Annotated in this window: 8 protein-coding genes; 5 read left to right on the top strand and 3 right to left on the bottom strand. The window is 41.9% G+C overall.

Translation table 11 applies throughout. The features are described from left to right. Positions 1 to 36 precede the first annotated feature (36 nt). Positions 37 to 3393 carry a SusC/RagA family TonB-linked outer membrane protein gene (locus OQ289_RS12295; RefSeq protein WP_270087157.1) on the top strand — a complete coding sequence of 1119 codons (3357 nt, stop codon included), beginning with the start codon at positions 37 to 39 and terminating at the stop codon, positions 3391 to 3393. Between the two features lie 11 nt (positions 3394 to 3404). Next, on the top strand, positions 3405 to 4910 hold the full coding sequence (locus OQ289_RS12290; RefSeq protein ID WP_270087156.1) for a SusD/RagB family nutrient-binding outer membrane lipoprotein: 1506 nt from the start codon (positions 3405 to 3407) through the stop codon (positions 4908 to 4910). A 149-nt stretch (positions 4911 to 5059) separates the two neighbouring features. Here OQ289_RS12290 and OQ289_RS12285 read toward each other — a convergent pair whose 3' ends face one another. From OQ289_RS12285 to OQ289_RS12275, 3 genes are all read right to left on the bottom strand, one after another. Continuing rightward, positions 5060 to 6190 carry a hypothetical protein gene (locus tag OQ289_RS12285; RefSeq protein ID WP_270087155.1) on the bottom strand — a complete coding sequence of 377 codons (1131 nt, stop codon included), beginning with the start codon at positions 6188 to 6190 and terminating at the stop codon, positions 5060 to 5062. A gap of 361 nt (positions 6191 to 6551) precedes the next feature. Further along, the gene (locus tag OQ289_RS12280) at positions 6552 to 7430 is read right to left on the bottom strand and encodes a DMT family transporter (RefSeq protein ID WP_270087154.1); all 879 of its coding nucleotides are present in this window, start codon (positions 7428 to 7430) and stop codon (positions 6552 to 6554) included. 308 nt (positions 7431 to 7738) lie between these two features. Beyond that, positions 7739 to 8146, bottom strand: a complete 408-nt coding sequence (locus OQ289_RS12275) for a VOC family protein (protein WP_270087153.1) — start codon at positions 8144 to 8146, stop codon at positions 7739 to 7741. Positions 8147 to 8391: 245 nt separating this feature from the next. Between OQ289_RS12275 and OQ289_RS12270 the strand changes: the two genes are divergently transcribed. The 3 genes from OQ289_RS12270 to OQ289_RS12260 all read left to right on the top strand — a co-directional run bounded on the left by OQ289_RS12270 (position 8392) and on the right by OQ289_RS12260 (position 13650). Then, positions 8392 to 8928 carry an RNA polymerase sigma-70 factor gene (locus OQ289_RS12270; protein WP_270087152.1) on the top strand — a complete coding sequence of 179 codons (537 nt, stop codon included), beginning with the start codon at positions 8392 to 8394 and terminating at the stop codon, positions 8926 to 8928. A gap of 153 nt (positions 8929 to 9081) precedes the next feature. Next, positions 9082 to 10170 (top strand): FecR family protein, encoded by a 1089-nt coding sequence (locus OQ289_RS12265; RefSeq protein ID WP_270087151.1) that lies wholly within the window; start codon positions 9082 to 9084, stop codon positions 10168 to 10170. A gap of 168 nt (positions 10171 to 10338) precedes the next feature. Then, positions 10339 to 13650, top strand: coding sequence for a TonB-dependent receptor (locus OQ289_RS12260; protein ID WP_270087150.1), 3312 nt, complete (start codon positions 10339 to 10341; stop codon positions 13648 to 13650).

The raw sequence follows: 13650 nt of genomic DNA, 5'->3' as shown, positions 1-13650 counted from the left end.
TAGTGAATAGAAAAGTAATGAACAAATACAACTAATATGAAAAGAAACAGACATTTTGTACCAAGGGTGGGCCTCGCCCTCCACTTGTGGACGAAGCGACCGTCCTTTAATCCGAGGCTTTCTTACGCTTTAGCCATGTCGATGCTCATAGGAGTATCCGTAGCCGAGGCACAGAGCAAGGCATCTGTATCCGGAGTAGTGCGCGATGAGCAGGGCGTTACAATATCCAATGCCACTATTGTCATCGAGAATAAGTTAATCAACTTTCGGAAAAGTACGACTACAGATACCGAAGGTGTCTTTCTATTCGATGGAATTCCAGCAGGCGAGGGCTATGTTTTTACTATCAGTTCGCTCGGCTATACCAAGAAGGAGCTCACAGGCTATGCTATAAAAGGTAATGACAAGCTTGCAATTATTGTCACTTTAGAAACAAAAAATGATTTACTCGATGAAGTTGTGGTTACGGCTTTAGGTATCAAGCGAGAGAAGAAAGCATTAGGCTATACCGTTGCTGAGTTAAAGGGCAACGAGCTTACTCAAGGCAAAGAGGCAAACGTGGCCAATGCACTTTCTGGAAAGGTCGCAGGCGTACAGGTAAGTAGAGCGGCATCTGGCGCAGGTGGATCTTCAAAAGTAATCATCCGAGGCAATAACTCTTTAATTGGAAATAGCCAGCCCCTTTATGTAGTCGATGGCGTACCTATCGACAATCAGAATCATGGAGCAGCAGGAAGTACCGGGGGGACAGATTATGGCGATGGCATCAGTAATATCAATCCCGAAGATATCGAAAGTATGTCAGTTCTGAAAGGACCCAATGCCGCAGCACTTTACGGACAACGTGGGTCCAATGGGGTCATCCTCATTACCACTAAGACCGGAAAAGCAGGCAAAGGACTCAATATTAATTTTAATAGTGACTTCTCGATAGGTACAGCCCTTGTACTTCCTGATTTTCAGAATATATATGGGCAAGGCTTAAATGGCGACTTCACGCATTTTCGTAAGAGTGATGGTTCCATCGTGACCATGGCAGATGCCGTTGCCAACAATTCTATCGGTATGCCTAAAATGAGTGCCGGGAGAGACCGATTGATGCGCTCCTCTTGGGGTCCCAAGATGCAAGGACAACAATATGAAGATCAATTTGGGAATGTACTCGCGCTCACCCCCAAACCCAATACTTATAGCGATTTTTTCGATACCGAAAGACAGTTTGTGAATGACTTAAGTGTAGACGGAGGTAATGAAAAGATCAACTATCGGTTTTCATATGCCAATACGCATATCAATGGATATGTACCGACCAATACAATCGATCGTAATAGTTTTAACCTACGCACACAAGCCAATATAACAGACAAGCTTAGCATTGATGTCAAAGCCAACTATATTATGCAAGAAGGAGTCAATAGACCAACTCTTTCAGATGCTGCTGACAACCCGGCCTACCTGTTGATTTCTCAGCCGCGGAGTATGGGCATGGACGTGCTAGCGGACTACAAGTGGACAAAGCAGGACATCGACAATCAACTCGGGTTCTCCAATTTGTTCGAAGGATTAGAGAAGACCTATGCCACAAATAGTTCAACAGCCAATCCGTACTGGACTGTTAGGGAAAATAGGAATTCCGACCGACGCGACCGTCTGATCGGTTTGTTACGATTATCATATGAATTTGCACCTTGGCTGCGTTTGACAGCAACCGGAGGCACTGATATATATACCGATCAGCGTTTCCGCTATCGTCCCATCGGCACTTATGCAAGTTTGAATCGCAAAGGCGATATTCGAGAGGAGATAATCCGTTCGCGTGAGAATAATTTAGACGCACTATTAAGTTCCAATTTCAGTGCTACAGACGATATCAAGATTGGATTGAATGTTGGGGGGAGCCACCTGAGCAGGTTTATGCGCAATACAGGCAATACCGGTAACCAATTTATTGTTCCCGATCTTTATGTCATCAATAATACCACGACCAATTCCTATATCTTTAACCTGGTTGAGTCGGAGATTAATTCCGTATATGCTTCCGGACAAGTTAGCTATAAAGATTATGCTTTCTTAGACTTCTCTGCGCGTAACGATTGGTCATCTACTTTATCCAAAAATAATAATTCCTTTTTCTATCCATCGGTTAGTGGTAGTTTGATTCTCTCCGATATCTGGCAATTCAACTCCAATGCCCTTTCCTTCGTTAAAGTCAGAGCATCTTGGGCACAAGCAGGTAGTTCGGGCAATCCCTATCAGCTCACAGGAGCCTACAGCTTGAATCAATATACCCATGGCGGTACTCCACTAGCTTCTTTTACCGATGTTATCCCTGATCCAAATTTGAAGAATGAGTTGACCACTTCAGTCGAGTTTGGTGCTGATTTGCGATTTCTTAGTAATCGCATGAGCTTCTCCTTCACTTACTATGATGCCAATACCAAAAATCAGATCCTAGATATTCCCATTGCACCTTCCAGTATGTTCAAGGTCAATCGAATTAATGCCGGCGAGATTTCCAACAAAGGGATCGAATTTGTCTTAGGTGGCACACCTGTTAAGACAGCGTCAGGATTCCAGTGGGAGACCTCTTTCAATTTCAATCGCAATCGCAATATGGTCAAATCATTGGCTCCCGGTGTAGATGTCTTCTTATTGGGGTCCGATCGCGGAATCAATGTTGTAGCGGAAGTCGGCAAGCCCTTTGGGCAGCTTATAGGGACGCAGTTTGCGTGGATTAAAGATGATGCGGGCAACAGGTTGATTGACCCCAATACCGGCCTACCACTTCGTACTGCAGGTCGTGTCACGACCGACCTTGGTAATGCTCAACCTAAATGGCTGGGAGGTTTTTCTAATACATTCCGTTACAAAGGCCTTGCATTATACGCTTTGGTCGATATTCGCCAAGGCGGAATGATTTTCTCCCAATCTAACCGCGAGCAGATTATCTATGGTGTATCCAATAAGACGGTTGAGGGTCGTGACGGCACCTATGTAGCTTCGGGCTATATCGGTAGCTTGCAGGCAGACAATACTTGGACTAATTCAGGTGTGCAGAATACCATGCAAGTGCACGCCCAAGATTATTGGAATGTAGTTGCCGGGGAGAAGGAAGTCATGGTGTCTGAGGAAATGCTCAATGACGGCAGCTATATCGCCATGCGCGAGATTAGCCTTTCTTACAGTCTTCCTAAAGGCATACTTCCACAAAAGTATATACAGGGTGCCAAAGTTGGTGTCTATGGACGTAATTTATTCTACTTCCAACGTAAGACAGATGGGTTTTCACCAGAGTCTGCCTCTTTTAATACCAATAACTCGTCAATCGGTATCGAGTCTACTTCATTACCGATGATGCGCAACATTGGTGTCAACTTATCTGTAAACTTTTAATATCTAGAACAATGAAAAGCAGTAACATATACAAATTTGGATTGGGTCTCCTTATTGGCTCTACCATATTGAGCGCTTGTACAAAGGATTTTGAGCAGATTAACAAACCACCTACATCGGTTACCACCATCGATCCAGCACTCTTACTCTCACGTACCCTACGAGACGGTACCTTTTATGAATCTGGTGAGTTGCCAAATAATAAATTCGGATCCTGGGTCCAGCATTGGGCAGGAGGACCTATTGTACCCGTATCCCGCTATATTGAGGCTCCCGAAAATGCTATTTGGTCCCAGCATTATGACCTGTTGAAGAACCTGACACAGATTCGACAAGAACTCAAAGGAAAAGAAGATCTCCCTGAAGGACGTAGCAAACTAGCTATAGCCAAGATTTACGAAATATATATTTGGCAACGGATGACAGATTTATTTGGAGATATTCCTTTTTCCGCCGTCACGCAAGATGCGGGAGATATACAACGCACACCTGTATTTGACAAGCAGGAAGATATCTATCCGGCATTGATACAGCAATTAGATGTAGCATTGTCTCGCTTAAATACCGCAGACAATTCTTATGGAACAGCAGATTTCTTTTATGGAGGTAATGTTTCCAAATGGGCCAAATTTGGTAATTCCTTAAAATTAAAGCTCGGCATGCGGATACGATATGCCAATGCACAGTTGGCACAGCAGACTGTGACCGCGGCTATTGCGTCTCCACATGGACTATTGGCTTCCAATGCCGATAATGCCGCTGTACCTACATTCAATAATGCCCAAGCGGAAAATTACAACCCTATGCTGCGACAATTTATCACAGGTAGCTCCGATATCCGTTATCTCGCTAATACACTCGTTAATACCCTCAAAAATATGAACGACCCTCGGTTACCATTGATTGTAGCCCCTACAGCAAGTTCTGTCGGCTCCGGTATCGACAAGTATGAAGGGATTGGTGTTGCGCTTACCGACAATGAGTTGGCACAGATCATCCGCGCCAATTATTCAACAGCCTCTACTAAAACATGGTTTAATATCTCTTTTGCTCCTATTCCGTCCTATGCCCTTACATATTCTGAGGTGGCATTTTTTAGAGCTGAGGCAGCCCTGTTGGGATGGGACCAGGTCGATGCCCAGATGATATTTCAGGATGCCGTCAAGGCCGCATTTGCAGCAGCACCCTATAATATGAACAGCATTTCACAAACTTATATTGATCAAGTATTGTCTTTTAATGGCCTCTCCGTGGATCAGCGACTTGAAAAGATTCAGACACAGAAATGGATTCACCTTTTTGGGCGCAATTTCGAAGCATTTGCCGAGTGGAGAAGGACAGGGTATCCCACATTGACGCCAGGATCTAGTCAAGGATCTACCAATGGTCAGATTCCTCGAAGAGCAATCTACTCGTCCGAAGAGGCTCAGCTCAATGAAGCCAACTACAAAACGGCGATTTCCCGAATGTCCAATGGAGATTCATTTCTATCCAAAGTGTGGTGGGATAAAAAATAGAGTCTATGCATACCAATCAACAACGGCCAGTCTTCCGAAAGAAGACTGGCCGTTGTTATCAGACGACAGGAACAAGTTGAAAATGACCGCTTAGCTACCGCTAACTTACGCGACCAGAATTTATAAAATAGAGCATCTCGATCCCTCGACTATGACTTCCAAAAACTGGCCAGACTGTAGGCCACTCCGAATCCAAGCCACGGCCGTTTATGAAAGTTCCACTTCCCCCCATTCGCGCCGAAGCCAAAATCATATCCTATAAACCCTCCAATCTGTACATTGTAGATGCTTAACATAATGCCCAGGCCCGGAGAGAATACACCAATGCTTATTTTTTCTCCTGTTTTCAGCGGTGTGCCCGATCCAGCCGTAGAGAGACTATCGATAGAAGTTGACGACAGGCTTGCAAATACGCCAATTGTCGCTCCCAGATCAGACAGGTCCTTGAGCTTACCACCATCATTACGGACGCGATATCGTCCCAGTTTGTACCCCGCAAATAAGCCTAAATTAGCATCTGCAATAAATTCATTATTGACTTTCACGGCATTTCCATCTATATCCCTAGTATATCCAAATCGGTATTTAAGCGGTATCGTAATAGCCCCAAATTCCATTGACCTTTTGGTATAAGAGATATACTCGCGATTATCCAATTGCATACTGTAGCTGCCGTTGCGGTCGTACTTATTGATCAAATAGTAGTCTATCATGTCATTTTTATATACTTCAATAACAACGTCACTGTATTTGAACCAATCTGCTGCGGTGTCTTGCTTATTAGATATCTTGCATAATAGCACAGATGTATCCTGTGATAACCTACGTTGTCTTGCTTCTTGTTTTTCAATAAATGGTTTCCCATCACAGTCTATTTTATAATAGACAATTCTGATATTTGTTCCACTATCAAGCGTATGTTCCGGATTGAGGTAGTAGTTTATCAATAGAGTAGAGCCATCCTTTTCGCTCGCCGATATATTTGCTTTTCCTGGTAGCGAACTCAATTTTAGGGGCACCGCCTTGTCAAACCCCAATTTCGTATCTATTTTCAGGGTATCTACCTTCACAATAGTCACTTCTTCTTTCCCATTTTTCTTCTTGATTTCCCGCGTTATTACTGATCCTGCTTTTATAACTTCATCACAATTTTTTACCGTTATCGTTTTGGTTATTTCTACACCTTGCGGTATCTTTACAAAATCCTTGGTTTTGTAGGTCTGCCCAAATCCGGGATAGACAATGGCTAGTAATGCCAACGATAATATGAAACTTTTCATTGCTTTTATGAGGTTAATTGAAATTGTTTTTTTCAATAGTTATGGTAGACTAAATTAGTAAATTTCTAGTTTTTAGTTGTTTGCGAATATACGCTTGTCATAGCAAACCCACCTATTCAAGTAGATTTGAGATGTGGTTTACCTATAGACAATATAGCATTTTTCAATTAATGTAATTAGCCAACAAAATTTACAAGATCCGAAAGCCCTTCAATGGCACTAAATAAGATGATAGTTCATTTTGATATCTCTGCAACCTATAACAGCATTTCTTTGGCCGAATAGTATTCTAATATTTTCAATGCCATAATCAAGGTCCCTTATTTAGGGAGTCTCCGTATAGAGACTCCCTAATGCCTTTTTAGACCTTTAAATCGTTTTGCTTCGAAAATACCAGCGACTGTAGGATGACTGAGAGCATCACCAGTACCAAACCTATGTAGAACGACAGATTCACTTCCCCACCCTCATGGAAGAATATAAAGGCGATGATGATGGAATAAATTGGCTCTAGATTGAAGCTTAGGTTTACCGTGAAAGCAGACAATCTTTTTAGAGATTCTGCAAACAACACATAGAGTCCAACGGTACAGAACAAAGCCAATAAGAGTAGATTAAGTAATTCTGACCAATTGGGTATCATACGTTCATGCGGGAAGAGATAGAAAAAAGCAGGCAAAAGCAGCCCCAATACCCACGTCCCACCCATCATTTGGTAATAATTAATCAGCTTACTGTCATAGGTCTGCACCAATCTTTCATTGTAAATGGTATAGAATGCGCCAAAAGCTGACGATATCACCCCCAACATAATACCTACTTGGTAAGACGAGTCAAAATGGAATATTAGGCTGATACCTAATAAGGTCAACGCACTTAAAGACAGTTGGACGATGCTATATTTTTTGTTGTTAAAGAGGGGTTCAAATATTGCTGTAAAGAAACTCGTTAGACAATAGCAAACCACTCCAATCGAGATGTTCGAATATTTAATGCTTGCGTAGAAAAATACCCAGTGAACCATAAGAAGTAATCCCACCTTGGCAATTTTGACAGCTTCTTTGCTAGATGTCAGTCGTTTTACCTTAAGAATTCTTAATCCAAAAAATAAGATAATCGCTGAAAATAATGCTCTATACCAGACAAGGGGTACTTCATTCAAGGTAATCAATTTACCAAATACACCGGTGAAACCGGCTAATAGCACCGCTATATGCAGTACCAAATAAGAATTTTTCATATAAGCTGTCTATCTCCTAGGGAGATGATTAGAAATTAGTAAAAGTTTATTTACGAAAGCACGACCAGGAGTATCGCTTCAGACGATAGATCTATCTTGCTAAAAAAATAAGTGTTTTTAATTTCTTGGTGGGGGAAGACAGCTTATACTATTCATATTCTTAATTTTTTATAAATATATTAAAATATATTACAATAAATATCCTCCATTGCTGAATTTTTCGTTTGTAGATTGCAAGGTAGAAGAGTACGCTAGCAATTCATAGTTGTGGGCGTCATACATCTCTCTGTTCTACTTCTTTTTTAGTGTCAGATTCGATTAGGTAATTTAGTCATGTCCATAAAAAATACTTCCCAAGTATGACCATCATAGTCTTCTATTTTCCGTAGTTGCATAAAGCCATAATCAGTCATTGGCATAGGTTCAGTACCACCTGCATGCAGTCCATTTTCAACGATCTCGTTCACTTTGTCTATACTCTCTACCGATAAAGCAAATAAGCCCGCTATGTGGTTTTTTGTATCCGCAATTGGTTTTTTTGTGAAAGTTGCAAACTTTTCGTGACTCATGATCATGACAAAAATCGCATCACTCCAAACCATACATTTGGCGTGGTCATCGCAAAATTGAGGATTGACGGTAAATCCCAAATTAATATAAAAGTCCATCGACCTTTCAACGTCTTTTACTGCTAGATTGATAAATATTTGCTTCATCTTCTTTGATTTATGGTTATTTGTGAATACAAATATGGGTAGTCTAGATCAATAAAAACTTGTCCTATGTTGAGAAAATAAAAAAATAAGCTCCTTACACAGCGTCTATACAGTTGTGCAAGATTTAGCTTAAGTTGACTTGTGCTCTCCCTTTCACTTTTTCTATTGATTTAAATTATTTGTATCATTGTACATCACGACCAATCCAATTTATGATTAATACATAATAGCGTACCGAGATGTCCATGAGTGATAAGAAAAAGTCAATATCTTCTTTTTCAGACCAAGACGGAGTTAAGTTTGAAAAAATTTACACGGATAATTTTGCTGTGCTCTATATGCACGCACTCAAAATGCTTGGTAATCCAGAAGAAGCGACCGATGTCGTTCAAGATGTATTCACAGTGGCTTGGCAGAGACGCAATGAAATTGTCATCCATTCAAGTTTTAAAGCTTATTTGTTTCGAGCTGTAAAGAACAAGGTCTTGGATATATATGCGCACCAAGCGGCCATACGAAAATTTCAGACCACGTTAGATATGGATATAAGCACTTCTCCTCAGGATGATGCCGCTCGTGAGCAAGAGTTGATGCAGCTGATTGAACAAGAAGTTTCTCAACTTCCCGAACAGATGCGTGTGGTTTTCAATATGAGCCGAATGGAAGAGAAGTCCAATGCCGAAATCGCTGAAACATTAGATATATCTGTTAATACCGTTAAGACACATATCGGCCGAGCATTGAAAAAACTTCGTGTCAAGTTTATGCTACTATTTTTATGATGCGATTCCTCTTATCCCGCTTTAATAGGTTTAATTGGAGGCGCTGACTGAAGTAGTGTTGCGGATAACGCTATGTTTTTTTTATTTATTTAAAAATACTTGTCATCCTTTTTGTCCCGCTGGCCGTCTACCACATAGTAAGCAATTATTTTTATGAATGACAATCTGCAGGATTTATTGAAAAAACTACAGAATGGGACCATATCTAAAGAGGAGAGGAGTATTCTTGATGCTTGGTATTTAAAGGAAGCAGCCTCAAAGTCTTCCATAGATGTACCAAGCGCTTTGATAGAAGAAGATCTAAAACGTCTGGCCCATTTTAATCCCAAGCGTATGCGCAAGTCGTCCGCGAGCAACCGGTACATATATTGGGCTGCGGCAGCTATTCTGCTCGTCACACTTTGTGCAGGATTATACTATTGGCCTGGAAGTGGCACTATAGCAGACAATCAAATTGCAATAGGCGGCAACAAAGCTACCCTGGTACTATCCAATGGTGAAATTGTTGATTTAGAAGAAGTCGACAACAACGAGCGTCTCGAAAAGAATGGAGTCCTGATTCAGAAGTCGGACAATGGGACCATTACCTATACACTCACTGGCCGCACATCGCGTGCTGAGGGCGTCGATCAAATCACCACCCCTAAAGGTGGAGAATTTAAGGTTGTACTCGTGGACGGCACCAAAGTTTGGCTAAATGCCAATTCTTCCCTGAAATTTTTCACAACATTAGGCGATTACGAACGTAAAGTGTCACTCACCGGAGAGGCCTATTTTGAGGTCAGCCACGATAAGAGCAGACCATTTATTGTCCATGCACTTCAGCAGGATATTCGTGTTTTAGGTACCAAATTCAACGTACGCGCTTTAGGACACGAGAGTCAGACCACTTTAGTAGAAGGGAAGGTTGCGTTAAGACAAGGACAAGTTGTTTTACGACCCGGGCAACAGCTTACCACTAGAGATGGGGTAGACTTACCCGTCAAACAAGTAGAGGTCGAATCGTTTTTAGCATGGAAGGATGGCTACTTCCTATTCAATAATGAGCCTTTGGTAGAGGTCATGGAAAAGATTGCCGCTTGGTATGATGTCGAAGTCGAATACAAAGACAATATCAAAGAGGAGCTTATTTGGGCGACAGTTTCCAAATATCGGGATATTAAAGAAGTTTTACATATGATCGAGTTGACTGGCGCGGCTCGCTTCGCTATAGAAGGAAGGAGGGTAGTCGTTAGCAGGTAAAAATTAGAATGACGAATGCCAAGGAACCTCCATTCCTTGGCATGAAGTAATCAATAAAAACAAACCGTACAAGATTTATTCAATTAAAAACTAATCAAATATATGAAAAAACCTAAAATGTTTTGGGGGTGTAATCCTTTGTACCCACCGAGCCAACTTATGTTATCTATGAAACTCACCCTAATTTTCACCCTAGTCTGTAGCTTAAGCTGCTTCGCTACGGTTCATAGTCAGGTAATCAGCTATTCTGGAAAGAATATTAAGATGTCCGATTTTTTTCGAGCAATCAAAAAACAGGTCGATTACGACGTGGTTTCCAAGTCATCTGATATCGCAAGTATGCGTTTGGATGTCAATTTTAAAAATGAAAATCTAGGAAAGGCCTTAGATATGGTTCTCGCAAAGCACAATCTTGAATATGTAATAGAGAATAAGGCCATTATCATCAAGAAAGCTAAGCCGAGCAAGTCCCTAATCAGTTCCAAAGGACTGATAGCATCACAGGCGGTAGAGATAGTATCCCAACAAAGCATCAGCGGAAAGGTTGTGGATGTATCAGGGCGTGGGGTAGCAGGGGTTACCATTACGGTTAAAGACAAATCCAATTCATCGCAGACCGATCAACAGGGTGCTTTCAGCCTACCGGTCACGATTGGCGATCAACTGAACTTTAGTTCCATAGGCTATAAGGCCGTCACGAAGAGCATTCAAAATTATACCCCTCTAACCATTGTTTTAGAGGATGATTTAATTAGTGTAGATGAGGTCGTCGTCGTGGGATATGGTACTCAGAAAAAAGAAAATTTAACAGGCGCCGTTAGTGCTGTAAATTTTGAAGAGGTAGCCAATACTCCCTTGGCCAATACCACCAACATGCTCCAGGGTAGACTTCCTGGTGTTGTTTTGACCAATAACGGTGCACAAGCAGGTAAAGACAATCCAGAGATAAGAATTCGTGGTATAGGCACCTTGAGCGACAATAATAATCCCATGGTCCTCATCGATGGCGTAGAAAGCGATGTGTCCCAGATTTCAGATATTGCGCCACATGATATAGCCTCTGTCTCCGTATTAAAGGATGCCGCGTCAGCATCTATATATGGTGTTAGAGCAGCCAACGGAGTTATTTTGGTAACCACCAAGCGCGGTTTACCTCAGCACACCAAGATCAGTTATGCAGGTAGTGTTGCAGCGCAGACACCTAGTGTCATGACTAAGTATCTTGGAGCCAAGGATTGGGCATTGGCATTCAATGATGCCAAAGGTGCCGACATCTACACCCCCGATATGTTAAAGAAAATCGAGGACGGTTCAGATCCAGATCGATTTGCAGATACCAAATGGCTTGATGAAATGTTTAGAACCGCTCCAATGTACCAGCATCATCTCTCTGTAAATGGTGGAAATGAGGTGTCAAAATTTATGGTATCGGCGCAGTATTTAGATCAAAAAGGCATCATGCTCAATACCGGTAGTAAAAGGTATGGCTTTAGATCCAACGTAGATTCACGTCTAGGAAGGGTAAATGTCGGATTAAATCTATCCGGCAGTAAGCAGGATATCCAAGAACCCATCACAGATGTGACCGGCGAGGGGCTGATGCGTATGATCAATTGGTTTACTCGCCCTACAGTGCCTGTCAAATATTCAAATGGTCACTACGGTTACGTTGATGGCACTTCGCTTTCTCACACCATTTTTAAGAATCCCATCGAGTCCCTGTATCTAGGTAACAAGGACTACGAAAATACACGCTTCGATGGTAAGATGTTTGCCGGTATTGAACTATTACCCGGATTATCATTCCAGACCAACTTAGGTTACAAAATATTTAGACAAGATATCTCTACGTTTAGTCCCACTAGGACAATTTATGGTCCTGATGGTAAGATACTTCAACGGATTTCGACCAACAGTCTAAATGACTACAACTTTAAGTCAACCACCGTCCTCAATGAGAATATCCTTTCCTATAAAAAGATTGTCGACAAGCACCACTTTGACGTGATGGTAGCACATTCCCTACAAGTTGGTCGGACAGACTTAGGGTCTGCCTACATACAGAATTTTCCGACCGACAATATTTACGAGATTGATGGCGGAACACTCAATCCCGCAGTTACAGGGTCTGCCTATGAAAATGCACTACAGTCGTTCTTTGGACGATTAAACTATAATTATGACTCCAAGTACCTCTTAGAGGTCAATTTAAGGCATGATGGATCCTCTCGAATGCCAAAAAAACATAGGTACGGAACATTTCCATCGTTCTCTGCCGGATGGAATGTAGATAGAGAGTCCTTTATGCAAAATGTTGATTTTATTTCTGCACTGAAAGTTCGCGGAAGTTGGGGACGGCTAGGCAATCAAGAAATTGGTAACTATGCTTTTTCACAAGCACTCCAAGTAGGTGGTAATTACTATTTTGGTGATGCCTTATCCACTGGACTTCGTAAGGTCAATCTAGCAAATGACAACATTCGATGGGAGACCACAGAAATGACCGATTTAGGTATAGATGCGACCCTCTTTGATAACAAGTTGTCTTTGACCTTCGATTGGTTCAATAAGCAAACCTCTGATATCTTGTTAAGATTGGCAATGGCGCCATCTTTCTTGGGCGGATTGGCAGCACCTTACCAAAATGCTGGGCGGGTCGAAAATAAAGGTTGGGAGTTTGCAGGAACCTATCGTGATGCAAGAGAAGATTGGAAGTGGTCCTTAGGTCTCAACCTTTCTGCCGTCAAGAATAAAATTGTCGACAACAGAGGTATTGATAATTACGGAACCAATACCATTAATAGAGAAGGTTATGCCATCAGTTCATATTATGGCCTTGTATCCACAGGTCTTTACCGCACCCAAGACGACCTCGCTCGCACTACGGTGGTCGATGGAGTAGCCAAGACCATTACCCAGTATGGCAATACACCCCAATTGGGTGACATTATGTATGCCGATATCAATCAAGACGGCAATATCAGCGATGACGACCGTATGATCATTGGCAATCCGTTCCCGAAGTTGGAATATGGATTTAACCTCGGTTTGCAGTACAAAAAAATAGCCCTATCCATGTTTTGGCAAGGGATAGCAGGCCTAGATCGCTTCAATTGGGAGCAGACTACGCTATCCAATGGGGGGAATATTACCCAACGTTGGTTAGATCGATACAGTGCTTCCAATATCGAAGGTACTATGCCACGTCTCGGCGGTAATATCAATGATCGGTATTCTTCATTCTGGTTGACCAGTGGAGACTACCTAAGATTAAAGAATATCGAGCTTGGGTATGATTTTGAGGGTTCCTTACTTCAAAAATACGGCATCTCCAATTTACGACTTTATGCAGCCGGAGCCAATTTGCTCACCTTTAGCAGCATTAAAGATTTCGATCCCGAAAAAGCAAGCTGGGATATGCGTAATGATGTTCATCCCAATATTAAGACCTACTCGTTTGGTATCAACCTTAGATTTTAA

The sequence above is a fragment of the Sphingobacterium sp. SYP-B4668 genome (assembly GCF_027627455.1).
Taxonomy (GTDB): domain Bacteria; phylum Bacteroidota; class Bacteroidia; order Sphingobacteriales; family Sphingobacteriaceae; genus Sphingobacterium.
This window is presented reverse-complemented; position numbering and strand designations above follow the sequence as displayed.